Below are 23,948 nucleotides of genomic sequence, written 5' to 3'. Positions count from 1 at the left end.
TCACCATGCTGGCGGGGAAATCTAGCCCATCAGGGGGCGCCGTGGGACGCCGGGTCGGCCGCGTCCGGAACGTAGCGGAGCACCTCAGCCAGACCGGTGATCCGCAACACGCGCTCGACCCGCCCGCTGGCGCCGGTGATCCGCAGCCAGCCCCCGTCGGCGGTGGCCTGGTTGTCGCCCCGGACGAACACGGCCATGCCGGTGGAGTCGCAGAAGGTCAGCTCGGTGAGGTCGAGCAGCACCCGGCGCTCACCGGCGGCGCTGAGCCGGTCGATGGCGGCGGCCAACTCGTCGGCGGTGCTCAGGTCCAGCTCACCGGCGAGCCGCAGGCAGGCGACACCACCGTCGCGCTCGGCGTCGCTGACACTGAACGTCACCGTCTCCCCCTCGCTCGCTCCACCGACGGGTGGGACGTTTGCAGTGCGGCAAGTATACGCAGGGGGGTACGACAGGTCCGCAGCCCGTGGTGATCGACCGACCGAGCTGGTCAGCCGGCGGTACGGGACGCGGCGGTCAGCCCGGCGCGCCCCAGCGCCAGTGCGCGCGCTGCCCGGGGGTAGTCCCGCAACTCGGTGGCGAAGTGCTCCAGGGTCAGGGCGACGGCGCCGGCCGGCACCCGGCGGCTCGTGAGGATCTCCGCGAGCCAGTCGACGAACTCGGTGAACAGCGAGGCGTCGTCGACGTACAGCGCGGCGGCCAACGAGTCCAGGATGTGACCCAGGTCGCTCACCGTCGAGTCGAGCTGGGCGGCCGTGTACCCACTCGTCGCCGGCACCTTCTCCCGCAGGTCCGTCAGCGCGCTGTCGATCAGCTCGCCACGGCGGCGGACCAGACTCGCGTACTCGTCGTCGGCCAGGTGCGCGAGTTGCGCCGCCGGCACCCGCCGCAGCGCCCGCTCGTCGGCGATCAGCTCGGCCGCCGCCGGCGCGTTCGGCGCCCAGGCCGCGCCGAGGCGGGCCGCCCACCGGCCGTCCGCGCCGAAGCCCCGCCCACCGACCACGACCGGCACGTCCGAACGCCGGCACGCCTCGATCATCCGGTGGGCGTGCGGCAGCCGCATTGGCAACGCGCAGGCAAGCGCGACCGCCTGCGCATCGTGCCGGAGCAGGTACGACACGAGGTGGGCCGCCGGCACGCTGGCGCCCAGGAAGGTCACCTGCCAACCGCGGAGCCGCAGCACCTCCGCGACCAGCCGGGGCGGCAGGGCGTGCCACTCGCCGTCCATGCAGGCCACCACCACACGTCCGCCGGTCGGCCGCGGGTTGGCGTGTGCCGCCACGGCGGCCACCACCCGCTCGCTGATGTGCGTGGCCGCGTGCTCCTGGGCGACGCTCCACTCGTTGCGGGCCCACCGCTCACCCACCTCGGCCTGCGCCGGCGCGACCAGGTCGAGCAGCACCCGCTCCGGCGACACGCCCGCCTCCAGCAGGTCGATCGCCACGTCGATCGCGGCGTACTCGTCGGCGTCGGCGAGGCAGGCCAGGTAGCCGGGGTAGGCGTCGGTCGGGTCCGTCGTCGCGGCGGGGGCGGTCACGCGGGGCTCGTCCTCTGCTCGTCGGCGGCCGTCGGCGTGGGAACGGCGTGCAGGTGCCGCGCGCCGCGACCGCCGGGGCTGACCGCGCGCAGCGCCAGGACCGCGATGTCGTCGTGGTCGCCGTGCCCCAGCCAGTCACAGGTGACCTGCTCGACGCGCTCGGCCAGGGCCGGCGCCGGCATCCGCTGGCAACCCGTCACGGCCGTCACCAGCCGCTCCGCGCCGAACTGCTCGTCGCCGCGACGACCCCCACGGGCCTCGGTGACGCCGTCGCTGTAGAGCAGGCAGGTCTCGCCCGGCGCCAGTCGTACGGTCACCTCGCCGACCCGCGGGTCGGGCACCACGCCGATCAGCATGCCACGCAGCGGCACGGTCTCGACCTCACCCGAAGTCCGCAGCACCAGCGGCGGCAGGTGTCCGCCCCCGGCCATCGTGAGGGTCACGCCGCCGTCGCGCTGCGGACGGGCGACGCCCAGCACGATGGTCGCGAAGCGGCCCTGGCCGTGCGCCTGGGTCGTCTCGAGCAGGGCGTCGTTGAGCAGCCGCAACAGCCGCCCCGGGTGGGACTCCACCCGGTGCAGCGCCTGTAGGCACTGCCGGAGCTGGCCGGTGAACACGGCGGCCTCGACGCCCTTGCCGGAGACGTCACCGAGGAAGAAGACGGATCCGCCGTCGGCGAGCCGGTGTGAGCCGTAGAAGTCGCCGCCGATGCGCAGTCCGGCCTGCGCCGGACGGTACGCGGTGCCCCACTGCACGCCCGCGGTCTCGGTCGGCTCGACCGGCAGCAGGCTGGCCTGCAGGGTGTCGGCCACCTCCGCCTGGTCGCGGTAGAGCTGGGCGGTGGTCAGCGCCGCGCCGGCCCGGGCCGCGAACGCCCGGATCAACTCGACGTCGTCCTCGTCGTACCAGCGGCTGGAGCGCCGGGCGACCAGCAGCACTCCGGCGGGGGTGTCGCGGCCGGGCAGCGGGACGACCCGGGCGGTGCTGTCGACACCCGTGAGGCCGGGCAGCCAGCCGGCGTCGACCGCCTGCTCCACCAGCCAGTCGACGGTGTGCGGCTCGACGCCGGTCAGCCCGTCGGCAATGGCCGGAGGAAGGGTGCCGCCGGTCAGGACCCCGCTGTCGACCATCGGGGCCTCGTCGTCGACACGGCTGGCCCGCCACCACCGGGCCCGCCCCGCCCGGGGCGCGAGGACCAGCACCGCCACCTCGGCCAGGGTCGGCACGGCGAGCCGGACGACGGCGGCGGCGGCCCGGTCGGGGTGCAGAGGGTTGCCCAGCTTGTCGCCCACCACGGCCAGGAAGGCCGACCGGGCCCGCTCGGCGAGCAACGCGTCGGCACGGCTGACGCTCTCGGTGACGTCCTCCACGTACCAGCAGCAACGGCCGGCGGACAGCGGCACCTGACGGGCGGTGAGCCGACGGTCGTGGTGGGTGAAGCTTCCCGGTGCGCCCTCGCCCAACCCCGGCACACCGGAGGCGGCCAGCGGTTCGCCGGGTACGACCTCGGGCAGCAGCCGCTCGGCCACCGGGCTCACGTGCCGGACAACACCGTCCGCGTCACAGACCACCAGGCCCTCGCGGAAGTGCTCGACCACCTCGGACCAGTCCGGCGTGGCCTGGTCACGGTCGGGGGCCAGCGGCGGCAACGCGGGCGCAGGCCAGGACGGTGCGTCGGCGGACCACGCCGGGGCCCGTGTGGTACTCGGCGTGGAGATCCGTCCGTCGCCCGGGTCCCAGTCCCTGACGTCGGAAGCAGTCACCAGCTGAGCCTCACTCCTTGTCGTCCACCCGAACGTGTCCTCGTCTCCCACCCTACGCCGGTACGCCCCGACCGGCACCTGACGGCAGGTCCGGGCCCTGGTTCGCGTAGCGAGCGGACCCGGTCGGCGGTTGTTACGATCCCTTCGCACGGCCAGAGAAACGGCAGGCGAAAGGACGTGATCGTGCTGTCGGAAGGGCGCAGACCCGACGCGAAGCCGCTCACCACGTCCGTCGATCGGTCCGACCCCGACACGCCCGTGATCCGTGTCGGCGGGGAGCTGGCCTACGCGACAGCGGCCCCCCTGCGGGCCGAGGTCGACCGGATCCTGGCCGACGCGCCGCACGCGATCGTGCTGGACTTCGCCGACCTGGCCTTCATCGACAGCACCGGTCTGGCCGTGATCGTGCACGCCTGGCGCGAGGGTCAGGAGGTCGGCGCGGCGGTGCGGCTGCGCTCGGTCCCCCGCTTCCTGGCGGCGATCCTGGACATCACGGGGGTGGCGACGCTCATCGGTCGGCCGCCGTCGTCGACCCGGCCGGAGGTCGACCCCGACGCCGAAGTGTCCGCCGCCACGGCGTGATCCGGCGGCCCCGGGGTTTGCGTTCCGCGCGAGGACTGGGAACATGGTGCAATGCCGCACCAGCTGTTGACCATTGAGGTGAGCCGGCCCGACGCCGGCCACGTCCGGCTGCGGCTGACCGGCGAACTCGACTACGACACCGCGCCCGAGCTGGTGGCCGCGGCGGCGGACCTGAGCGGCGAGCAGCGGGTGACGATCGACCTGAGCGGTGTCGGCCTCTGCGACTCGTCCGGGCTCAGCGCCCTGCTGATCGTGCGCCGGGGCGTCGGGGCGATCCGCCTCACCGGGGTCAGCCCGCAGGTGCAGCAACTGCTGGACCGCACCGGCCTCACCGAGCTGCTGGCCGTGCAGGACGCCGTCGACGACGGCGACGAGCTGCGCGCCACCGGCTGACGGGCCCGCCCGGCCACCACCCGCGCGCAGGGGGTGGCCCCCGACCCTGGGACCTGGGGCCGGGGGCCGGAGAAATGCCTAGGGCGCGGTCATCGGCTGGAGTCGGGGGCCGCCGTCGCGCAGCTCGACGGTCGACGGAGGTTCGATGTCGTCGGGTTCCCCCGAGTCGGGCGTCTGGTACAGGTAGCGGACGAACTCCCCACCCGCCTCGTTGTCGTCCGCACCCGGCCACTGGCCGATGCAGTCCATTCCGACCACTTCCCGGCCGGTACCGTCGGCCTCCTCCACCAGCGCCCACAGGCTCACCGGGTAACACCGGGTGGCGTTCGGCGTGAGCTGCCAGCGGGCGTACCAGCCGGGTCGTGCGGGAACGATCTCGACGATCCGTTTCATGACGACCTTCCTTCCGCGTACCTCGGAAGAACTGCGGTCCTGCCCCGATCATGCGGCCCGCGCGGGTGAGCACCCCTCACCCCGGGCGGATGAAGCCCGGCCGACGCTCAGCCCTACTCGGCCGGCAGCGTCCGTTTCGGCTCCCGGGACGGCGGGAACGCGACCGGCGCAGGATCGATCCCCAGCGGAAGGGGCGACACCATGCGCAAGCAGATGGAGGGCGACAACCAGCGCCGCCGGGCGATGGCCCGGCAGGCCCGCGAGCAGGGCGGCCAGCCCAGCGAGTACGGCGCGAGCCTGAGTGCCTCCAAGCAGCTCACCAGCCTGGACCAGGGCAAACGGGCCGGCCCACCGCCGGCCGGACGGCACAAGTCGGACACCACGCGTGGTGGACCGGCGCCGCCGTCGAGGGGTACCCCGGACAATCCGCGACCGCAGCCGCCGCCCGGCGGCGCGGCCGGCGTGACGAGCGTGGGGTACCGGGATCTGGTCGAGGACGTCCAACGCCGGTCCGGGGTCGACTTCCCGACGGCGAAGGTGGGCGCCGAGGCCACCGTGCTCGTGCTGGCCTTCGCGCTCGACGCGGCGGCGCGGCAACGACTGCTCGCCGCCGTGCCCAACTCGCTGCACGACGTCGTGCCCGTGGACGGCATCGAGCGGCATCAGGACCTACCCGGCTTCCTGGCCGAGGTCGGCCGGATCAGCGGACGTACGCCGGAGCAGGCCCGCTACCAGGCGGAGGCGACGATCGCCGCGCTCGCCGAGCAGGACGGTGACCTGATCGAGTCCCTGCACGTCCCGGACGGCCTGCGGGAGCTGCTGAACCCGCCGGCGGCCGGCGGCGGCATCGTGGGAGCCTCCACCACCACGCCCACCCTGGACGAGGAGCAGGTCCAGGCGGCGCTGGACGACCTGCCGTACTGGGCCGGCGACACGTCCGCCCTGTACCGCGTAGTCGCGCTGCCGTCGGACAACCTCGACCGGGTACTCGCCCGACTCGACCGGCTGCGTCAGGAGAACGGGCGCGGACCGAGCATCGGGCGTCCGGGCGACACGGCGGCCGTGCTGACCGTCCGCACCAACCAGGCGGACGGGGTGACCGCGCTGGACGTGGACCTCGCCCACTCGATCGACGACGCGATCGACGAGGTCGGCGCCGGGATGGCCGGCGGCTGACCGCCGTCGTGGCGTACGCGGGCCGGCGGACGCGGGTGCTCCCGCGCCGCCGGCCCGCCGGGCGCTCGGTTAGCGTGCCGTCATGAACCGTGCCGCCGACCGGTTGGAGCTGGTCGCCGATCCGGTCCGCCGGACCGGACGGACGCTGCTCTCCGCGGGCGTCGAACAGTCCTACGTGGACGTCGAGGATCCGCGGCACCTGCACTTCGAGTACGTCCGCCGGATCGCGTCGGCCGTGGAGCTGGCGGCGCCGGCGGGCGTACCCCTGAGCGTGCTGCACCTCGGCGGCGGCGCGTTGACGCTGCCCCGCTGGCTGGCCGCCACCCGGCCCGGCTCGCGGCAGCGGGTCGTCGAACGGGACCGGGCCGTGGTCGACCTGGTGGCGCGGGAGCTGCCACCGCCGCCACCCGAGGTGCGGGTGGAGGTCGCCGACGCCCGGGAGGCGGTCACCGCCGCCGAGACGGGCGCGTACGACCTGGTGATCGCCGACATCTACCGGGCCGCCCGGATGCCCCGGCACGTGCGCACCGTGGAGTTCGCCGCCGAGGTGGCCCGGGTCCTGCGGCCCGACGGGCTCTACCTGGTCAACGTGACGGACCTGCCACCGCTGGTCGGCACCCGGGTGCAGGTGGCGACGCTGCGCGCGGTCTTCGGGGACGTCTGCGTGTTCGGCGACCGCCGGATGTTGCGTGGCCGGCGCTACGGCAACCTGGTGCTCGCCGCGACGCACCGCCCGGGCGGGCTGCCGGTCGGTCGGCTCGCCGTGGCCACGCTGCGCGACCCGATCGCGGGTGGGCTGCTGCACGCCGCCGCCCTCGACACGTTCGTGGCCGGCGCCCACCCACTTCTCGACACCGACGGCTGAGGTAGGACCAACCGGCCGGGATGCCGGGTTTCGCACGGTCTGCGCGGGGAAGGCCCGGCGGGTGAGCAACGCCGACGATCGGGCCACCGCCCGCCGTACCCTGGTCGTGATCGCGCTGGTGCTGGCCACCGCGCTCACGCTGGCCTTCGTGTACGCGACCCGTCGGGTGCTCGTCTGGGCGGTGGTGGCCGCCTTCTTCGCGGTCGCGCTCAAACCGGCCGTGGACCGGCTGCAACGCCACCTCGTGCGTCACCGGGCGCTCGCCACGCTGCTCGTCTTCGTCGCCGCGTTCGTCGTGCTGGCGGTCCTCGCGGCGGTGATCCTGGTGCCGCTGCTGGACGAGCTGGGCCGGTTCGCCGAGCGGGGGCCCGAGCTGCTGCGCGACGCGCGCGCCGGTCGCGGCCCGCTGGGTGGGTTCCTGGAACGCACCGGGGTACGGCGCTACGCCAGCGCGCACGCGGACGAGCTGCGCGACGCCGGGGCCCGGCTGCGGCAACCCGCCGTCGGGGTGCTGCGCGGCGTGGTCGAGGGGGTCGCGGGGCTGGTCACGGTCGTCGTGCTGGCGTACCTCATGGTGTTGGAATCGCCGCGGATCACCCGCGGCGTCCTCGCGGTGGCCGGGGACGGCCAGGGCGAGCGGCTGCGCCGCGTCGGCCGGGAGGTGTCCCGGACCGTCACCGGCTACCTCACCGGCAACCTGGTGATCAGCGTGATCTGCGGCGCGCTGACCTTCCTGGTGTTGACCGTCACCGGTGTGCCGTTCGCCGCGGTGATCGCGCTGCTGGTCGCGGTGGCCGACCTGGTGCCGCTGGTCGGCGCGACGATCGGCGCGGTGATCGCCACCGGGGCGGGGTTCCTGCGCTCCCCCACCGCCGGGATCGTCGTGCTCGTCTTCTTCGTCGTCTACCAGCAGGTCGAGAACCACCTGCTCCAGCCCCTCATCCTGGCCCGTGCGGTGCGGCTCAACCCGTTGACCGTGCTGCTGAGCGTGTTGCTCGCGGCGGAGCTGGCCGGGCTGCTCGGCGCGCTGCTGGCCATCCCCGCCGCCGGTATCGCGCAGATCCTGCTGCGCGAGTACGGTCCGCGCAGAGCCGACCCGCCCCGCCCCGTGGCCCGGGCGGACCCTCCTCGCTCAGCGGCCCCGCGCCGCGACCTCGGGTGAGGTGCTCTCCAGCGGCACCGCGTTCGCCGGAACCAGCCCCAACTGCACGGCCGAGCGGGTGAGCGCGGCGTCGAGCGCCCAGTCGGCTCCCACGCGGGTGCGGTTACCCGGCATCGCCATCAGGTGGTACGCCCGGGTGACCGCCTTGGCCAGCAGCCCGCCGAGGTTGACGTGCAACGGGTTCGCGGCGGCGTCCTTGCCACCCAGATCGACCACCCAGCCCAGGTCGTGGTGCTTGTACGGCCGGCGCTTGCCGAACCCGTACGAGGCGGCGATGTTGTGCGCCACCCGCTTGCCCTGCCGCTCCGCGTGCTGGGCCGTCATGCCGCAGATCTGCCCCGGGTTGACCAGGTCGGGCACGGCGGCCGCGTCACCGCAGGCGAAGACCTCCGGATAGCCGGGGACGTTCAGGTACTCGTCGGTGACCAGCCGGCCGCGCTCGGTACGCAGGCCCAGCTCGTTGACGAACGGGTCGGGGCGTACGCCCACGCACCACACCAGCGTGCACGTCGGGACGTACTCGCCGTCGGTGAGCTTGACCCCGTCGCAGGTCGCCTCGGCCACCGACGTGCCCATCCGCACGTCCACGCCGCGTTTGTCGAGCACCTTGTGCGAGGTGTCGGACATCCTCTTGTCCAGCTCCGGCAGCACGCGGGGGGCGACGTCGAGCAGCATCCAGCGGGGCCGGACGGTCAGCCGGGGTCGCTGCGCGTGCAGGGCGTCGGTGAACAGTTGGCCGTGCGCGGCGACCTCGGTGCCGGTGTACCCCGCTCCGACCACCACGAAGGTCGAGCGGGCCTGCTGCTCCGCCGGGTCCTCCGCCTGCTCGGCCAGCTCCACCTGACGGACGATGTGGTCGTGCAGGTACACGGCCTCGGGCAGGCCGCGGAAGCCGTGCGCGTACTCGGTGACGCCCGGGATGGGCAGCAGCTTGTTGACGCTGCCGACGGCGAGGACCAGCCGGTCGTACGCCAGGCGGTTCTTCTCCCCCTCGGGCTGGGTGAAGCCGACCCAGCGGTTCTGCAGGTCGACGTGGTCCGCCTCCCCGATCACCACCCGGACGCCCTTGAGGGTGCCGGTCAGCGGCACCGCGATGCGCGAGGGTTCGACCACCCCGGCGGCCACCTCGGGCAGGAGCGGCAGGTACAGGAAGTAGTCGGTGGAGTTCAGCACCACGATCTCGGCCCGGTCCCGGGCGATCCGGCTCAACGTCTTCGCCGCGTGGTAACCGGCGAACCCGGCCCCCACGATCACCACACGAGGTTTCGTCATTGCCGGCCGTTTCCCGTCGCAGCCCAGGACAAACGTCGGTTCCGGCGACGGCTCCGCCACCCATCCACCTCGAACGATATGGACAGACACCACCATCGATGGGCAGGATGCCCCAATGGGATCAGACGACATCGGCGGATCGCCCACGAGGCCCACCCGCCGCACCTTCCTGTCCGCCTCGGCCGCCACCGCGGCGACCGCCGCCACCGTCGCGTTGCCGGCCCTGGCCACGCCCGCCGCCGCTGACGCCGGCCCCGCCGGCCCCGGGCGCGCCGCCCACCCGCAGCGGCCCGACCGTGAGCTGCGCGAACTGCTGCGCCAGGTCGACCCACGCCGGATCGAGGCGATCGTGCGCCGGCTCGCCGCGTTCGGCACCCGGCACACCCTCTCCAGCCAGGACGACCCCGAGCGGGGCATCGGCGCCGCCCGGGACTGGATCCACGCCCGCTTGCAGGAGTACGCGGCCACCTCCGGCGGCCGGATGACCGTCGAACTCCAGTCGTACGTCCAGCAGCCCGCGTCGCGGATCCCCACCGCCACCCGGATCACCAACGTAGTGGCCACCCTGCGCGGCGAAACGTCGCCGGACCGCACGTACGTGGTCACGGGTCACTACGACTCCCGGGTCACCGACGTGATGGACGCCGTCAGCGACGCCCCCGGAGCGGACGACGACGCCTCGGGTGTGGCCGTGGTGCTGGAACTGGCCCGACTGATGGCCACCCGGCCGACGGCCGCCACCATCGTGTTCGCCGCGGTGGCCGCCGAGGAGCAGGGCCTGTACGGCTCGGCGTACCTGGCCGCGCAGCTCAAGGCGGCCGGCGCGGACGTGCAGGGCATGTTCAGCGACGACATCGTGGGCAGCAGCACCGCCGACGACGGCGCCCGCGACCCGTACTCGGTGCGGCTGTTCGCCGAGGGCGTGCCGACCGCGGAGACGCCCGCGGAGGCCACCACCCGCCAGTCCGTCGGCGGCGAGAACGACTCGCCGTCGCGCCAGCTCGCCCGGTTCGTCCGGGACGTGGCGGACAACGACGCGACCGGCATGCGGGTACGGGTGATCTACCGGCGGGACCGCTACCTGCGCGGCAGCGACCACATCTCGTTCCTGCGCGAGGGCTGGCCGGCGGCCCGGTTCACCGAGCCGAACGAGGACTTCGCCCACCAGCACCAGGACGTCCGCGTGCAGGACGGCAAGCAGTACGGTGACCTGCCGGAGTTCTGCGACTTCGGGTACATCGCCCGGGTGGCGAGGGTGAACGGCGCGGCGCTGTGGTCCCTGGCCCAGGCCCCCGGTACGCCCAAGGGCGCCATCATCGTGACCACCGACCTGACCAACAACACGACGCTGCGCTGGCAGCGCGGCGACGAGCCGGACCTGGCCGGCTACGAGGTGGTGTGGCGCGAGACCACGGCCGCCGAGTGGCAGCGGGTGATCGGGGTCGGTGACGTGACGGAGGTCAGCATCGACCTGTCCAAGGACAACGTCTTCTTCGGCATCCGCGCCGTCAACCGCGCCGGCCTCCGCAGCCCGGTAGCCTTCCCCCGCCCCGGCGCCTAAACCGCCCCTCTCCCCCGCCCCGCCCCAGCTGCACCGCGTTGATCATGAAGTTAGCGTCAACCGCCTCGGCGTGTCGTGACGCTAACTTCATGATCACGCGGGAGGTGGGGTGGGGGCTGTTATGGCCCAGCGTTCGTGGTCGCGCCACGCGCCGTCGATGAACAGGTAGTCCGGGGAGAACCCCTCGAGGCGGAAGCCGAGCTTGCGGGCGACCCGACGGGACGGCTCGTTGCCCGGCTGGATGTTCGCCTCCAGCCGGTGCAGTCCGACGCTGGTGAACGCGTGGTCGATGACCAACGCGATGCCCGCCGAGGCGTGCCCGGTGCCGCTGTACGGCTCGAACGCCGCGTACCCCAGGTACCCGCCGCGCAGCGCGCCGAGCACGATGCCGCTGATGTTCACGTAGCCGGCGATCTCTCCGCTGGCCCGGTCGCAGATGAGGTAGCCGGCGCTGTCGCGGCGGCGGATCCGGGCGAGGTAACGGTCGTACTCCTCGGCGGTCTCCGGCGCGGCCAACCACGGATGGTGCAGGTCCCGACTCCGTCGCACGGCCGCCACGAACTCGTCGACGTCGGTCGGCCGGGGGCGTCGGATCGCGGCGGGACCACCGCTGCGCAGGTATCTCACGGCGGACCACTCTGACGGACCGGCGGGGCGGTTGTCCAACCGGCTAGCGGGGTGTCAGCACGGAGAAGTCGTTACCGTCGGGATCGGCCAACACGACTCGACCGGCCGGGTCGGTGCCGACCCGGGTCGCGCCGAGGGCGAGCAGACGGTCCACCTCCGCCTGCTGATCACCGTCGGCGGGTGGCGCGAGGTCGAGGCGCACCCGGCCCTCGCCCTCGCGCGACATGTAGGGCGGCCCACCCCAGGTGATCTTCGTGCCGCCGCGCGGCGACTGGATCGCAGTCTCCTGGTCCTGATCCCAGACCAGCGGCCAACCGAGCGCCTCGGCCCAGAAGTACCCGACTTCCGGCGAACCGTCGCAGGCCAGCGCGCCGACGAACCCGCAGCCAGCGAGGAAATTGTTGCCCGGCGCAATGACGTCGAACTCGTTGCCCTCCGGGTCGGCCAGCACCACGTGGTCGACGTCCGGCCCCTGGCCGATGTCGATGTGCCGTCCACCCAGCTCGATCGCCCTGGAGACCGTCAGCTCCTGATCCTGCGGCGACGTGCTCGTCAGGTCGAAGTGCATGAGGTTCTGGACGGTCTTCGGCTGCTCGGTCGGCGCGAAGCGGAGTCGGAAACCGGTGTCGTCAGTGGGTACGAGCCCCACGCCCTCGCGCGGATCGTCGACGATCTCCCAGCCGAGGATCCCGGACCAGAACCGCGCCAGACGCAGAGGTTCGAGCGCGTCGAAGCTGATCGCGAACAGGTGAGAGGTCATCGGTCTGCTCATCTCCGATCCGAATGGGCGCGGGCCGCCGTGGAGCGGAAGCCTAAGGATGAGCACGCCTTTCCGCATCCGAGTATTCGACGGAGCCCTCGTCGGCGCGAATCCCGCTACCGCCGTGCCCGCCCGGGTCCTAACGTCGCACCGTGGCCAGGACTCGCAAGCGGACGATTCGTGTCGACGACGTCGACTACCGGTGGACGGCCAGCCAGGCCGATCCGGGCCACGTCGTGGTCCGGGTGTGGAACGTCGACGGCGGCCAGGACGTCCGGCTGGAGGAGCGGGTCGCCTTCGACGATCCGTGGCTCAACTACGGACCGATCATCACCACGGATCCCGAGCGGGTGGCCGAGGTGTTCGCTTTGGACCCGGTCACGCCACGGCTGGTCGAGAGGCTGATCCGGGCGGCGCTCGCCGGCCCGGTCAGTGGCGCGTGACGAAGGTGACGAAGGCCCGCCAGGCCGCCGGGGTGACGACCAGCGCCGGGCCGCTCGGGTCCTTGCTGTCGCGAACGCCCACCACGCCCGGCAGGTTGGCCGCGACCTCGACACAGTCGCCCTGATTGCCGCTGCTGCGGGTGCTCTTGCGCCAGATCGCGCCGGTCAGGTCCATGCCGCTGCCGCCTCCGAGATCACGTTGAGGGTCTGCCCGTGCGGCATCGCCTCGGCCCGTACCGATTCCCACGACTGTCGCAGCGATAGTACGTCCGCAGGGCGCTCGATCACCGTCCCCTTTAGAGGATTGTCCAGGTAGGCCACGTCGTCCCCGTCAGCCGGGGTGGCGATCACGAAGGCGCCGTTCAGCCCGGGATACGCGCCCACCTCGCGCGGCACGAGGTGCAGGTGCACCCGTGGCCGCCGGCCAACGTCGAGCAGGTGCTGTAGTTGCTCGCGCATCACGGCCGGCCCGCCCACGGGCCGTTCCAGCACCGTGTAGTCGAGCACCGCGACGAAGAGTGGTGGCTGCTCACGGGTCAGGATCTCCTGCCGCTGGAGCCGGGCAGCGACAGGCTGGTCCAGCTGATGATCGGCCAGCTGACTCGCGCCGCCATAGAGCGCCCGCGCATAGCCCTCGGTTTGCAGCAGCCCCGGCAGCACCAACGGCTGGAACGAGCGCAGCGCCGTCGCCTCCTGCTCGATCGTCACCCACTCGCGGAACCACGGCATCACCGACTCGCGGATCATCGTCTCGCGGATGCGCAGCAACAGGCCGTCGGCGTCCAGCACGCGGTCGCTGCGCTCGGTGAACTCCAGCCGGGGCGGACGCCGGCACTGCTCGACGGCCGCGACGAGCGACGCCGAGTAGTTGATCCGTTCGCTCAGCGCCTCCTGGGACAGACCGGCGACCGTCCGCAGCCGACGCAGCTCGCCGGCGAACAGCTCCAGCATGGGCAAACGATCCACTGCACACGTCTGCACACCGGGGGCGTCGGACACGTACATCGGCGCTGGTGGGACTCGCGCGCCTTCCGACAGTAGCGGCCCGGTGAGCAGACTGTCACGTAGCGGAACCGCCCGGCCCGGCCGACCGACGGGCGGAACCGAACGAGGGGCCGCCGCGAACCCCCGTACCGCGGCGGCCCCTCCCCCACCTGCGAAGGAGCCTGATCCATGGTGACCTCACCGCCCGTGCCGACCGGCACACCGCCGCACACGCCGCTGCGTCCGATGTGGTGCTGCCGTGCCTGTGGCGGCCCGTGGCCCTGCCCCACCGCCCGGCTGGTGCTCAAGGCCGAACACGAACACGACCTGATCGGCCTGTCGATCTACCTGTGCGGGCAACTGCACGAGGCGATCCGGGACCTCTACCGGCTCAATCCCGACGAGGCGCCCGCACCGCACGCCATGTTCGCGCGGTTCGTCGGCTGGACCCCGTACCGCCGCCCATTCATCGCGCCGGACTGAACCACGGGGGCCTCCTGAGGACCGCCGACGTTGTGACGGCTTTGTACTGTCCAGAGCCGGACGTCGGCCAATGGGACGGCGACGGGGAGGTCTGGTGGACACGGGGACGCAGGATCCGGTCGTCACCGCTCTGTCGCGCCTGGTGCCGGGTGCTGTCGCCCGTCACCACCTGAGCCGCGAGTCCGGTCGGCGACTGGGGTGGGTGGAGACCGGCCGCGCGGAACCCGCCGTCATCCTGGCGTCCGGAGCCGGCGAGGTGGGACTGGACTGGGCCGTCATCCTGCCGGCGCTGGCCGAGAGGACGCGCGTCGTCGCCTACGACCGCGCCGGCCTGGGCGCCAGCGACCCCGTCGCGCGACTGACCCTGGACTCCCAGGTACGCGACCTCGTGGCACTCCTCGATCACGTCGGGCCTGCCGTGCTGGTCGGGCACAGTTGGGGCGGACTGCTCGCGGAACTGGCGGCGCTCGCCCGGCCTGACCGGACCCGAGGCCTGGTTCTCGTCGACCCGTTCCACGAGGACACCACGACCGAGGTGCCGTTGGCTCTGCGGGTGTCGTCGAACCTCGTCCTCAACGCCCTTCCGCTGCTCAAGGCGATCGGGCTCTTCAACCGGATCGCCGTGAACATGGGCCGCGAACTCGGGCGGCGCTGTACCGACGACCCCCGTACCCAGGAGCTGGTGACCGCGGCGTACCTGGCCAGCTATGGCACGTACGGCCAGGTCGCGACCATCCGTGCGGAGAACCGCCTCGCCAACACCTGCGCCCGGGAGGTCCGTGCCGCCCGTGCGGCGGCGGCGGTGCCCGACGTGCCGATGCGAATCCTGACGTCGACGCGGGGCAAGCCGGCCGCTCTGCTCCAGCGCTCCCGCGAGCTGGCCGACCGGACGGCCGCGCACTTCCCACGTGGCGTCCACCACGCGGTGCCCGACAGCGGCCACTACATCCACAAAGAGCAGCCCGAGGCTGTGGTGGACGCCGTACTCGCCGTCGTCGCCGAGGCCGACCGGAGAGCGCCATAGCAGCACGCCTAGTGCCGTGACCACGAACGTTCACGGTGTTGGTTGACACGCAGCGCAGCCTGACTCCAACACCGCGAACCTTCGTCGTCAAGGCACTAGTTCATGAAGAAGATCATGGCCGTGAGGCTTGCCCCCATGGCCAGGTGCTCCCAACGGAGCATCTCCGGCCATACGGTGCCACTCCACCTCCGGGCCGCGCTCGGTCGGACCGCCGACGACGATTGCCACCGCCAAGACCAGGAGCAGCAGCGTGCCCGCGTACTGCACAACCGGTGCGGCGTCGAGGGTCACCGCGACCATGACAGCCACCATCGCACCCGCGAGCATCCGGGCTCTGCGGGACGCGCCCGCCCGCGGTACGACGCAGCAGCAGGCCGACACCGCGGCCGAACCGAGCATGATCACCTCGATCATCAGGATGTCATCGCGGTGCGACGCCGGGACGTGACCATTGCGCGGTGGGGCGGCCGTTGAGACGCCACGGGTGCCCGGTAATCCGCGGCCAGCCCTCAGGCGAGTTCTCCCAGTTCTCCTGCCGGCCGTACACCGTGAGGTCCAGGGCATGGTAGGTGGTCATCAACGCTTCTACGCCCCGCCCGGTGGTCCAGTAGGTCTCGTAGACCTTGTCGCCCTCGCGCAGGTAGCACGCGATGAACCCGAAGCCACGACCGTCGGCCAGAGCCGGGTCGGAGTCTTTCGCCGAATACCAGGGGAACCTGTAGCCCATGAACTCCGCGAACGGGGCACTTTCGTCGTAGGGACCCTGGCAGAACACGGCGTAGGTGACGTCCCGAGCGTGCAGGTAGTCCAGCATCTGCATGTGACAGGTCGAGAAGGTGCACCCCTCACACTGGTGCTCGTACGGCTTGCCGTCGTGCCACATGTGGAAGTAGGCGATGAGCATCCGGCGGCCCTCGAACACCTCCACCAGCGGGGTGTCCCCGCCAGGGCCCCGTACCGTCACCGTTGGCATCAAGGTCATCGGCAGCTGACGACGAGCGGCTGCGATCGCGTCTCCTTCGCGGGTATGGGCCTTCTCCCGGACCAGCAGTTCGTCGCGCTCGCGCAGCCAGGTCTCCCGGTCGACGACCGGGGGCGCGGCCGCGCTGGACGTGGGGGTTGCCGTCATGGCTGTCTCCTTCGTGGAGTGAGGGTCGGTCGCAGGTACAGACGAGCGAGTCGGCGATCGTCATCGGTGACCGATGACGGATGGGTCCGCGGTCGTCAGTACGGTGGTGAGGACCATTCAGCCCCGGGGAGATCGCATGTCCGACTCGCCCGACGAGCAGTCGGTCTGGCTGCAGCGCGCCTTCGACCAGCACCGGCGCGAGCTACACGTCCACTGCTACCGCCTCGCCGGGAACGTCACCGACGCGGATGACCTGGTGCAGGAGACCTTCCTTCGTGCCTGGCGGGCTCGCGACCGCTTCGAGGGTCGGGCGTCGGCGCGCACCTGGTTCTACCGGATCGCCACGAACGTCTTCCTCGACAGCCGCAAGGCGGCCGGTAACCGGACGGTGCCGTACGGTGACCCGCTCGAGTGGTCCACCGATCTCGGTCCTTATCCCGACGCCCTGCTGGCCGACGATCCGCAAACCGGTCTCGCCGCCCGGGAGACCGTCGAGCTGGCCGTGATCGCAGCGCTCATGTACCTGCCGCCGCGGCAGCGGGCGGCCTTCGTGCTACGCGATGTCCACGGCTGGACGCCGCAGGAGATCGCCGCCGCGCTCGACACCGCCGTGGCTGCCGTCAACAGCCTGCTCCAGCGAGCCCGCCACACCCTCCGGGGGCGCGCTCCGTCCGACCCGAAGGACTGGCGCCGCCCGCAGCTCACCAGTGAGGACGAAGAGATCCTGCGCCGCTACGCCAACGCGAAGGACCCGGAGACGATCCGGGCACTACTCGCCGAGGACGTGCGGATCACGATGCCACCCGAGCCGCCGGTCGTCGGGATCGACGCGGCCGCGGAGTTCCTTGCCCGACCGCTCGACTGGCGTACGTTCCCCACCTCGGCCAACGGACGCCCGGCACTGATCAACTATCTCCGCCGGCCCGGAAGCCCGCACTACGAGGCGTTGGTCGTCGACGTACTCCGGATCGAGAACGGAAAGATCGTAGAGAGCAACGCCTTCATCGGCGCCCGTCACGTCGCCGCCTTCAACATGCCCGCCACCCTCGAGCCCTAGTGGCCGCCCCAGCTTCTCGGGCGGGCGTTGGCCGCCGGATCGCGTCCTCATCGGTCTGGACCAGGCGGACGGTGGCCTGCACAGCGAACGAACCAGCGGGCCAGCCACGGGGTGAGCGCGACGAGCGCGAGGGCGAGAACGGTGATGACGGCCTGCCCGATCCGGCCCGGGGTGACGCCACCGGCGGGGTCGAGCACGTAGTTGGCGTACCCGTTGGCGGCGGCGTCGGTCACCAGCACCGCGCAGCCCAGCGCGAGCCCCGCTCGGCGGCGGTTCGCCAGCAGCAGCGCGGCCAAGGGATCCCACAGGGTCAGGGACGCGAAGTAGACCGCGAGCCAGCCGGGCAGCGCGAGCTGCGGCCGAAGACCGGGGACGAACAGCTGGAGTACGTGCACGACACCGCCGTACGCGAAGACCAGCACGGCCACGGACACGACCAGCCGAACCCGCGCCGGAACGTCTCGCCAACGATCGATGCCCACCCGGCCAGTCTGCCGCGTGACCCCAAGACGAGGCGCACCCTGATCCACACGAGATCGCCGATGTGGGGGCGTCCAGGGCGCTCGGACACCCCCACATCGGCGAAACGGAGTCGATCACGGACAGGGCGGCGGGCCTACGCCGGGTTGTTGGCGTGGGTCAGGGTCTCCCAGGCCACGAAGAGGTTGTTCGTGCCCTGGGGACGCTTGCGCTCGGTGTAACTCTGGGTGTTGGCCATGCCGATGCCCATCCGGTTGTGCAGCGCGTTGAAGCCGACCTCGGTGATCGGGCCGAGGCCGAGGACGACCGAGCCACCGCACACACTCGACGGGACGGCGGTGCCGTTCTCGAACTTGGTGTGGAAGCCGAGCGCGTGGCGCAGCCGGTCCTGGAGCTCCGGGTAGAGGTCGCCGCCCTGGATGCGGGTGGTCTCGGCGACGTGCGAGATGGCGGAGATGCTGTAGCCGGTGTGGACCCAGTCGCGGCAGGTCTCCTGCGCGTGGCCGTCGGTGTAGGTGGCCTGGCCGTGCCAGCGGGAGACGAGTTCGGCGGGCGTGTCGACGCTGGTGGCCGGCGGGTACAGGGGCCGGACCCCGTCCGCGGCGATGTAGATGGACGCGGCGGCCGCGGCCCGGAACCGGGCGAGCGCGCGGTCGTACGAGGTGCGGTCCTCCAGGAAGATGGAGATGCCGATGGCCGCCTCGGCGAGGGTCAGGTCCCAGTTGCTGGTGCGGGAGTCGCCGGCGATGACCACGGGCAGGTAGACGTTGCGCAGCATCGTCGCGAACCGCGCCTGGTTGGGCCAGTTGCCGTACGTGTAGCGGATGATCTCCGCGGCGCGCGGCCACACCGAGCCGGCCCAGCCGGTCTGCAAGGGGGCGTTGGAGTTGGTGTGCCGCTGGATCGTGGCGGACCAGGCGTCCATCAGGGCGATCGACTTCTGCGCGTACGCCGAGTTGCCGGTGATGTACCAGGCCAGCGCGTCGGTGTACGCGGCGATGGCGTCCTCACGCTCGTCGGTGCAGCCGTAGTTCGGGTTGGACGTCGGGCCGCACTCGACGGTGGCGCGTGGGGCGGGCACCCGGGACAGCGAGGCGTACCGGCTGCCCATCATCTGGTTGTAGGCGTCGCGCCACGGCTGCTCGCCGGCCTGCACCTTGGCCTTGACGAAGTCGAGCTGCGGACGGCTGACCAGCACGCCGGGGTGGGTGAAGGTGGCCGGGGCTGCCTGCGCGCTCACGGGCACGTCGACCGTCACCGCCGCCGCGGCGAGGGTGACCACCGCCGTCAGGAGTATCGATCGCCAACGCATGGGGGCTCCTCGGGGGTCGGAGGGCTAATAGGAAACTGAATTAACAGTTGCCGGCCATCCGATCGCACCCACGCGGGGTCAAACAATGAAAGATTCGGATATTTAAGATTGTGAAAAGTTGTCGGAATTCATGAACGAGCCGGGCGCACCGGGTCCGGTCACAGCGGCTCGGGCAGCGCCTGCTCCATCGGCATCGGGACCTGGAGGTAGGTGACGCCGCGCATGTCCAGCCAGGCCCGGTCCGGCCCGCGCACCAGCCGCACCATCACCGACTCGCAGGACGGGCAGCGGCCGACCAGACCCGGGGCGTGCGAGTAGACGTGCAGGCTCGCCATCGAGCCAGTCATGCCGCAGTTCTCGCAGCGGCCCATCGCGGTGCTCAGGTCGACGGCGAACAGCTCGCGCAGCGGGCCGTCGAGCATGTTGCCGTCCAGGTAGGACATGTTGGTCATCGGATCTCCTCGACGAGACGGTAAGCGGCGGACGGGCTCAGCCGGTGGGGCCGAAGCGTTCGGTCCTGATCCGTCGCGACGGGTGGCCCAGCCCGACCAGCAGGTCGGCGACGGCCTCCACGAACCCGGTCGGACCGCAGACGTACGTGAGCGGTTGCAGGTCCGGCGGCCACCCGTGCGTGTTGACGTCGGCCAGGCCGAGCCGGTGCGGCTCGCCACGCCACCCGTCGGGGGCCTCGCGCGTGTAGACGTACGCCACGTCGAGGCCGAAGTCGTCGCGGCCCCGGCGGCGCAGCTCGTCGGCGTAGATCACGTCCTGCGGCGTCCGCACCGAGTAGATCAGCCGGAACGGCACCTTGCTGCCGACCTCCCGCCGCGCCCGGATCATCGCCATCAGCGGCACGATCCCCGAACCGCCGGCCACGAGCTGCACCGGCTCTGTCTGCTCCGGACGCCAGATGAACCAGCCACCGAGCGGTCCGCGGATCTCCACCGGGTCGCCGGCGCCGAAGACATCGATCAGGTACGGGGACACCTCGCCGTCGTGGACCCGCTGGACCGTCACCTCGATCCGAGGGCCGCCGGGTCCGTCCATGACCGGCCCGGCGATCGAGTACGACCGGGCGGCCTGGTAGCCGTCCGGCGCGGTCAGCCGCACGTCGACGTGCTGGCCCGGCAGGTGCCCCGGCCAGTCGGGCACCTCCAGGACCAGCGTCTGCGCGGACGGCGTCTCCACCCGGCGCTCCACCAGCCGGGCCACCTGCCACCTGATCGGCGCGCGGGCCGGGGTGCCCGTCGCCACGGCCCGCTCAGTCACCCTGGTACCGCTGCTCACGCCACGGGTCGCCGTAATCGTGGTAACCGGCGGTCTCCCAGAAACCCGGCTCGTCCATCGTCTTGAGCCGGATACCGCGCACCCACTTGGCGGACTTCCAGAAGTACAGGTGCGGCACCAGCAGCCGGGCGGGACCGCCGTGCTCGGCCGGCAGTGGCGCGCCGTCGAAGGTGTGCGCCACCCAGGCCCGACCGCCGCGCAGGTCGTCCAGGGGCAGGTTGGTGGTGTACCCGCCGTACGAGTGCGCGAGCGCGAAGTGCGCGCCGGTGTCCACACCCTCGAGCAGGGTGTCCAGGGAGACGCCCGTCCACGTGGTGCCGAGCTTGGACCAGTGGGTGACGCAGTGGATGTCGACGGTCGGCGTCTCCTGCGGAAGCGCCATCAACTCCTGCCACGACCACCGGTACTCGGCGCCGTTCTCGGCCGCGATGACGAACTCCCACGTGTCCAGGGAGACCCGGGGTGTCGGGCCGGCCGAGAGCACCGGGAAGTCCTCGGTCAGGTACTGACCGGGCGGCAGGGCCGGCTCCTGTGATCGGGGGCGACCCTGAAAGCCCGGTGACACGATTCCCATTGCACAGTCGTACCACCCGGGCCGGCCGGGGCGGGAGCTTTCCCGCGTACCCCCTCGTGGGCCCGGCGCGGCGCGGTCAGTGCCGTTCGGTGACGACCTCGCGCTCGGCGGGCGTGCCGCCCCGGGTGGCCCGCAGGCTGGTCAGGGTGACCACCACCAGCACACCGATGATCACGCCGAGCGAGGCCAGGGTGGGGATCTGCGGGACGCTCTCCCAGATGCCGTGCGCCCAGTGCAGACCCAGCTTGAGCCCGATGAACGCCAGGATGATCGCCAGGCCGTAGCTGAGGTGCACCAGGCGGCTCAGCGCCGCGTGCAGGACGAAGTAGAGCGCCCGCAGGCCGAGCAGGGCGAACGCGTTGGTGGCGAAGACCAGGTACGGGTCCTCGGTGATGCCGTAGACCGCCGGCACCGAGTCGACGGCGAAGACCACGTCGGTGGCCAGCACCGCGACCACCACCAGGGCGAACGGGGTGAGCGCCCGCCGCGCGCCCTCCCGCACGGTCATCCGGGTGCCGTGGTAGTCGTCGACCACCGGCATGACCTTGCGCAGCAGCTTCACCGAGCGCATCTTGTTGATGTCGACCTCCTGCTCGTGCCCGGAGAGGGCGTCGCGCAGCAGCTTCACCGCGGTGGCGATGAGGATGATCGCGAAGAGCAGGAACGCGAAGTCGAGGGTCTGCAACGCCGCCGCGCCGAGGGCGATGAAGACCGCCCGCAGCACCAGGGCGCCGGCGATGCCGTAGAGCAGCACCCGCTGGGCGAGGACGGCCGGCACCGCGAACGCGGCCAGCAGCAGCATGAAGACGAAGAGGTTGTCGACCGAGAGGGACTTCTCGACGAGGTAACCGGTCAGGTACTCCACGCCCTGCTGGGAGCCGTAGCGGGCCCACAGCCAGCCGCCGAAGGCCAGCGGCAGGGCGATGTAGAAGGTCGACCAGCCGATCGCCTCGCGCATGGACACCTCGTGCGGCTTGCGCGTCACCAGGAAGTCCAGCACGAGCAGGAGCACCACGCCTGCGATCGTCAGCGCCCAGAGGGTGGGCGTGCCGACCGACGTCAGGTCACTCGCCGCGGCCAAGGGGGACAATTCGGTCATGGGGTCTCCTCGAACACCGTGTCATGTTCGAGGTCTCCTTCACCCATCGTTCGATGGGCAACCACCCGAGGCACGCCGGGCGTGCCGTACTGACCGGAATGGTTCGTGGGAAGTACTCCCCTCGCACGACAAGGTTAGGCCAGGCCGAATCGACACGCCAAGCCGGACGTCGATGGTTGCCCTGGCCAACCGCTGTGCGGGCCCGTTTTGCGCCACCGTCAGGCGCGGCGCAGCGTGGCCCCCGGTGCCATCGCCTGCTCCACGAGGTCCCGGTAGTCGCGCGGCAACTGCGTCGCCACGTCGTCGAACTCCCCGCCCGTGATCGCCTCCCGCAGGGTGGTGAACACCGCCCGCACGGCGTCCCGCGCCGCCGGCTCCTCGACCCGCGCCCGCAACGCCACCCGCGCCACGAACTCGGCCGCCCCGAACCGGTCCGCCTGCTCGGTGCTCGGACTCGGCTTGAGCACCAGTTGCAGCGGCTGCGGCAACTGCGCGGCCAGGTCCAGCACCTCCCCGCCGGTCAGCCGCTCGGCGAACGTCTCCAGCACGGCCCGGGTCACCTCGACCGCCTGCTCCGACGAGGTGCGGGTGCGCTGGGAAACCTGGTCGACGAAGGTGTCGTAGTTCATCGCGTACTCCCTCGGGCTCTGTCTGCGGCGCCTGCGGGTACCCGCGGCGCCGTCGTGGAAACGACGCCGGATTTCCCTCACCGACCCGGGCGTGACCGGGCGACGGACGGGTAACCGCCGCCCGTCGTGACCAATCCATGCCCCGAGGGAGCCCGAAGACATGGCGAGCTACGCGGACGTCCTGCAGTACCTGTCGAGCCTGGACTACCCGGCCGAGAAGGACGACGTGGTCCGCGAAGCCGAACGCGAGGGCGCCCCGCCGGACGTGCTCAAGGCGCTGCGCGCCCTTCCGCCGGTCGACTATGCCAACGGCACCGAGGTGGCCCGCTCGGCCGGCATCGAGGCCGCCCCCGAGGTGGGTCCCGCGCAACACCCGACGGCGCAGCGGGCCACGCAGGCCCGGGACAAGAAGCACAACCGCGTGTCGCAGCACCTGCGCGGCATCTGACCCCGTGATGGGGGCGCCCCGCGCGGCGGGCCGGCGTCGCGGATGACCGGCACCGGACCGCTGTCCCGCCCGCCGGACGGGGGCATCCCCGCGGCGACGCAACTGGTGATCGTGGCGGTGGTCGGCATCATCGTGGGCGGCGTCTTCGCGCTCACCCTGTCACCGGCGCTCGCTCCCCTGGCCGGCTGGGACGTCGCCGCGCTGAGCTGGCTGGTGCTGGTGTGGCGCAAGCTCTGGCCGATGGACGCCGCCCGCACCGCCCAACTCGCCGTACACGAGGACCCCAACCGGCCCACCCGGGACGTGGTGCTGCTGATCGCCTGCCTCGCCAGCCTGCTGGCCGTCGGACTGGTCCTCGCCAGCGCGCACGCCGCTCCGCCCGGAGCGCGCCGCGACCTGTACAGCGGGCTGGGCGTCCTCAGCGTGGTCCTGTCCTGGCTGGTCGTCCACACCGTCTTCGCCGCCCGGTACGCGCGGATCTACTACACGGGCCCGGACGGCGGGGTGAACTTCAACCAGAGCGAACCGCCCCGCTACTCGGACTTCGCCTACGTGGCGTTCACCGTCGGCACGACGTTCCAGGTCTCCGACACCAACCTGACCAGCAACGAGATGCGCCGGACGGTGCTGCGGCACTCGATGGTGTCGTACCTGTTCGGAGCGTTCGTCATCGCCGTCACGGTGAACCTGCTGGCGGGGCTGGCACGCTGAGTGTGTGGGCGCGGGCCGGTGCTCGACGGTCTTGCCGGAGCTGGCGGACGCCTCGCCGGGACAGGCGGGCGCCCCTTGGCCACGAACCGCGACCGGGGGCGCCACGCAAACCTGTCCAGGCGGTGAACCACGTCCGAACCGGTCGCGGTCACCAGGCGGTGGATGCCCGCCCGAACCGAGCGGTCAGCACTGCCGGGTAC

Annotated in this window: 30 protein-coding genes; 12 read left to right on the top strand and 18 right to left on the bottom strand. The window is 72.0% G+C overall.

Features of this window, described 5'->3' with window-relative positions:
• Window positions 1-29: 29 nt before the first annotated feature.
• The 3 genes from ACTFTM_RS14585 to ACTFTM_RS14575 form a co-directional block, all read right to left on the bottom strand.
• The gene (locus ACTFTM_RS14585; RefSeq protein WP_449566313.1) at window positions 30-377 is read right to left on the bottom strand and encodes an STAS domain-containing protein; all 348 of its coding nucleotides are present in this window, start codon (window positions 375-377) and stop codon (window positions 30-32) included.
• 110 nt (window positions 378-487) lie between these two features.
• Window positions 488-1,534, bottom strand: coding sequence for a cobalamin B12-binding domain-containing protein (locus ACTFTM_RS14580; protein WP_449566312.1), 1,047 nt, complete (start codon window positions 1,532-1,534; stop codon window positions 488-490).
• Complete coding sequence (locus tag ACTFTM_RS14575) at window positions 1,531-3,297, bottom strand: SpoIIE family protein phosphatase (protein ID WP_449566311.1); 1,767 nt, start codon at window positions 3,295-3,297, stop codon at window positions 1,531-1,533. The genes ACTFTM_RS14580 and ACTFTM_RS14575 overlap by 4 nt, the downstream gene beginning before the upstream one ends.
• Window positions 3,298-3,480: 183 nt before the next feature.
• Here ACTFTM_RS14575 and ACTFTM_RS14570 point away from each other — a divergent pair, with 183 nt between their 5' ends.
• Together ACTFTM_RS14570 and ACTFTM_RS14565 are read left to right on the top strand one after the other, a co-directional pair.
• On the top strand, window positions 3,481-3,879 hold the full coding sequence (locus tag ACTFTM_RS14570) for an STAS domain-containing protein (RefSeq protein ID WP_449566310.1): 399 nt from the start codon (window positions 3,481-3,483) through the stop codon (window positions 3,877-3,879).
• A 51-nt stretch (window positions 3,880-3,930) separates the two neighbouring features.
• The gene (locus tag ACTFTM_RS14565; RefSeq protein ID WP_449566309.1) at window positions 3,931-4,272 is read left to right on the top strand and encodes an STAS domain-containing protein; all 342 of its coding nucleotides are present in this window, start codon (window positions 3,931-3,933) and stop codon (window positions 4,270-4,272) included.
• A gap of 78 nt (window positions 4,273-4,350) precedes the next feature.
• On the opposite strand, the gene ACTFTM_RS14560 is transcribed toward ACTFTM_RS14565, so the two are convergent.
• A complete protein-coding gene (locus tag ACTFTM_RS14560) occupies window positions 4,351-4,665 on the bottom strand; it encodes a hypothetical protein (protein ID WP_449566308.1) in 315 nt (104 codons plus the stop codon).
• Between the two features lie 201 nt (window positions 4,666-4,866).
• Between ACTFTM_RS14560 and ACTFTM_RS14555 the strand changes: the two genes are divergently transcribed.
• From ACTFTM_RS14555 to ACTFTM_RS14545, 3 genes are all read left to right on the top strand, one after another.
• The gene (locus ACTFTM_RS14555) at window positions 4,867-5,841 is read left to right on the top strand and encodes a DUF2267 domain-containing protein (protein ID WP_449566307.1); all 975 of its coding nucleotides are present in this window, start codon (window positions 4,867-4,869) and stop codon (window positions 5,839-5,841) included.
• 82 nt (window positions 5,842-5,923) lie between these two features.
• Complete coding sequence (locus ACTFTM_RS14550; RefSeq protein ID WP_449566306.1) at window positions 5,924-6,706, top strand: spermidine synthase; 783 nt, start codon at window positions 5,924-5,926, stop codon at window positions 6,704-6,706.
• A gap of 61 nt (window positions 6,707-6,767) precedes the next feature.
• Entirely contained in the window at window positions 6,768-7,868 is a 1,101-nt protein-coding gene (locus ACTFTM_RS14545) for an AI-2E family transporter (protein WP_449566305.1), read from the top strand.
• On the opposite strand, the gene ACTFTM_RS14540 is transcribed toward ACTFTM_RS14545, so the two are convergent.
• A complete protein-coding gene (locus ACTFTM_RS14540; protein ID WP_449566304.1) occupies window positions 7,839-9,140 on the bottom strand; it encodes an NAD(P)/FAD-dependent oxidoreductase in 1,302 nt (433 codons plus the stop codon). The two genes, ACTFTM_RS14545 and ACTFTM_RS14540, sit on opposite strands and share 30 nt — an antisense overlap.
• A gap of 115 nt (window positions 9,141-9,255) precedes the next feature.
• On the opposite strand from ACTFTM_RS14540, the gene ACTFTM_RS14535 reads away from it, so the two are divergent.
• The gene (locus ACTFTM_RS14535) at window positions 9,256-10,701 is read left to right on the top strand and encodes a M20/M25/M40 family metallo-hydrolase (RefSeq protein ID WP_449566303.1); all 1,446 of its coding nucleotides are present in this window, start codon (window positions 9,256-9,258) and stop codon (window positions 10,699-10,701) included.
• Between the two features lie 93 nt (window positions 10,702-10,794).
• On the opposite strand, the gene ACTFTM_RS14530 is transcribed toward ACTFTM_RS14535, so the two are convergent.
• A complete protein-coding gene (locus ACTFTM_RS14530) occupies window positions 10,795-11,328 on the bottom strand; it encodes a GNAT family N-acetyltransferase (RefSeq protein ID WP_449566302.1) in 534 nt (177 codons plus the stop codon).
• A 43-nt stretch (window positions 11,329-11,371) separates the two neighbouring features.
• A complete protein-coding gene (locus ACTFTM_RS14525; RefSeq protein WP_449566301.1) occupies window positions 11,372-12,088 on the bottom strand; it encodes a VOC family protein in 717 nt (238 codons plus the stop codon).
• A 152-nt stretch (window positions 12,089-12,240) separates the two neighbouring features.
• Here ACTFTM_RS14525 and ACTFTM_RS14520 point away from each other — a divergent pair, with 152 nt between their 5' ends.
• Window positions 12,241-12,531: a hypothetical protein gene (locus ACTFTM_RS14520; protein ID WP_449566300.1), complete on the top strand. Its 291-nt coding sequence runs from the start codon at window positions 12,241-12,243 to the stop codon at window positions 12,529-12,531.
• Here ACTFTM_RS14520 and ACTFTM_RS14515 read toward each other — a convergent pair.
• Both ACTFTM_RS14515 and ACTFTM_RS14510 read right to left on the bottom strand, forming a co-directional pair.
• Window positions 12,518-12,706, bottom strand: coding sequence for a DUF397 domain-containing protein (locus ACTFTM_RS14515; protein WP_449566299.1), 189 nt, complete (start codon window positions 12,704-12,706; stop codon window positions 12,518-12,520). The genes ACTFTM_RS14520 and ACTFTM_RS14515 overlap by 14 nt on opposite strands.
• Complete coding sequence (locus ACTFTM_RS14510) at window positions 12,697-13,482, bottom strand: helix-turn-helix domain-containing protein (RefSeq protein WP_449566298.1); 786 nt, start codon at window positions 13,480-13,482, stop codon at window positions 12,697-12,699. Before ACTFTM_RS14510 ends, ACTFTM_RS14515 begins: the two co-directional genes overlap by 10 nt.
• Window positions 13,483-13,704: 222 nt before the next feature.
• On the opposite strand from ACTFTM_RS14510, the gene ACTFTM_RS14505 reads away from it, so the two are divergent.
• The gene (locus ACTFTM_RS14505; RefSeq protein WP_449566297.1) at window positions 13,705-13,998 is read left to right on the top strand and encodes a hypothetical protein; all 294 of its coding nucleotides are present in this window, start codon (window positions 13,705-13,707) and stop codon (window positions 13,996-13,998) included.
• A 94-nt stretch (window positions 13,999-14,092) separates the two neighbouring features.
• A complete protein-coding gene (locus tag ACTFTM_RS14500) occupies window positions 14,093-15,022 on the top strand; it encodes an alpha/beta fold hydrolase (RefSeq protein WP_449566296.1) in 930 nt (309 codons plus the stop codon).
• Between the two features lie 87 nt (window positions 15,023-15,109).
• Here ACTFTM_RS14500 and ACTFTM_RS14495 read toward each other — a convergent pair whose 3' ends face one another.
• Window positions 15,110-15,436, bottom strand: coding sequence for a hypothetical protein (locus tag ACTFTM_RS14495; RefSeq protein WP_449566295.1), 327 nt, complete (start codon window positions 15,434-15,436; stop codon window positions 15,110-15,112).
• A gap of 7 nt (window positions 15,437-15,443) precedes the next feature.
• Complete coding sequence (locus ACTFTM_RS14490; RefSeq protein ID WP_449566294.1) at window positions 15,444-16,151, bottom strand: DUF899 family protein; 708 nt, start codon at window positions 16,149-16,151, stop codon at window positions 15,444-15,446.
• A 136-nt stretch (window positions 16,152-16,287) separates the two neighbouring features.
• Here ACTFTM_RS14490 and ACTFTM_RS14485 point away from each other — a divergent pair, with 136 nt between their 5' ends.
• Window positions 16,288-17,208: an RNA polymerase subunit sigma-70 gene (locus tag ACTFTM_RS14485; protein WP_449566293.1), complete on the top strand. Its 921-nt coding sequence runs from the start codon at window positions 16,288-16,290 to the stop codon at window positions 17,206-17,208.
• A 47-nt stretch (window positions 17,209-17,255) separates the two neighbouring features.
• Here the strand turns inward: ACTFTM_RS14485 and ACTFTM_RS14480 are convergent, their stop codons facing one another.
• From ACTFTM_RS14480 to ACTFTM_RS14450, 7 genes are all read right to left on the bottom strand, one after another.
• The gene (locus ACTFTM_RS14480; RefSeq protein ID WP_449566292.1) at window positions 17,256-17,690 is read right to left on the bottom strand and encodes a hypothetical protein; all 435 of its coding nucleotides are present in this window, start codon (window positions 17,688-17,690) and stop codon (window positions 17,256-17,258) included.
• A 134-nt stretch (window positions 17,691-17,824) separates the two neighbouring features.
• The gene (locus tag ACTFTM_RS14475) at window positions 17,825-19,000 is read right to left on the bottom strand and encodes an alginate lyase family protein (RefSeq protein ID WP_449566291.1); all 1,176 of its coding nucleotides are present in this window, start codon (window positions 18,998-19,000) and stop codon (window positions 17,825-17,827) included.
• Between the two features lie 158 nt (window positions 19,001-19,158).
• Window positions 19,159-19,452 carry a DUF6510 family protein gene (locus ACTFTM_RS14470; RefSeq protein ID WP_396799493.1) on the bottom strand — a complete coding sequence of 98 codons (294 nt, stop codon included), beginning with the start codon at window positions 19,450-19,452 and terminating at the stop codon, window positions 19,159-19,161.
• Between the two features lie 37 nt (window positions 19,453-19,489).
• A complete protein-coding gene (locus ACTFTM_RS14465) occupies window positions 19,490-20,254 on the bottom strand; it encodes a ferredoxin reductase (protein WP_449566638.1) in 765 nt (254 codons plus the stop codon).
• A gap of 7 nt (window positions 20,255-20,261) precedes the next feature.
• A complete protein-coding gene (locus tag ACTFTM_RS14460) occupies window positions 20,262-20,861 on the bottom strand; it encodes a sulfite oxidase-like oxidoreductase (RefSeq protein WP_449566290.1) in 600 nt (199 codons plus the stop codon).
• A gap of 76 nt (window positions 20,862-20,937) precedes the next feature.
• Entirely contained in the window at window positions 20,938-21,960 is a 1,023-nt protein-coding gene (locus ACTFTM_RS14455) for a TerC/Alx family metal homeostasis membrane protein (protein WP_449566289.1), read from the bottom strand.
• Between the two features lie 218 nt (window positions 21,961-22,178).
• Window positions 22,179-22,589, bottom strand: coding sequence for a DUF2267 domain-containing protein (locus ACTFTM_RS14450; protein WP_449566288.1), 411 nt, complete (start codon window positions 22,587-22,589; stop codon window positions 22,179-22,181).
• A 160-nt stretch (window positions 22,590-22,749) separates the two neighbouring features.
• On the opposite strand from ACTFTM_RS14450, the gene ACTFTM_RS14445 reads away from it, so the two are divergent.
• Window positions 22,750-23,037 (top strand): DUF2795 domain-containing protein, encoded by a 288-nt coding sequence (locus ACTFTM_RS14445; protein ID WP_449566287.1) that lies wholly within the window; start codon window positions 22,750-22,752, stop codon window positions 23,035-23,037.
• Between the two features lie 42 nt (window positions 23,038-23,079).
• The gene (locus tag ACTFTM_RS14440) at window positions 23,080-23,748 is read left to right on the top strand and encodes a DUF1345 domain-containing protein (RefSeq protein ID WP_449566286.1); all 669 of its coding nucleotides are present in this window, start codon (window positions 23,080-23,082) and stop codon (window positions 23,746-23,748) included.
• The last annotated feature ends 200 nt before the right edge of the window (window positions 23,749-23,948 follow it).

It is taken from the genome of Micromonospora sp. RB23, assembly GCF_053585025.1.
The sequence above is the reverse complement of the archived record's forward strand: the minus strand, read 5'-3'. Positions and strand labels throughout refer to the sequence as shown.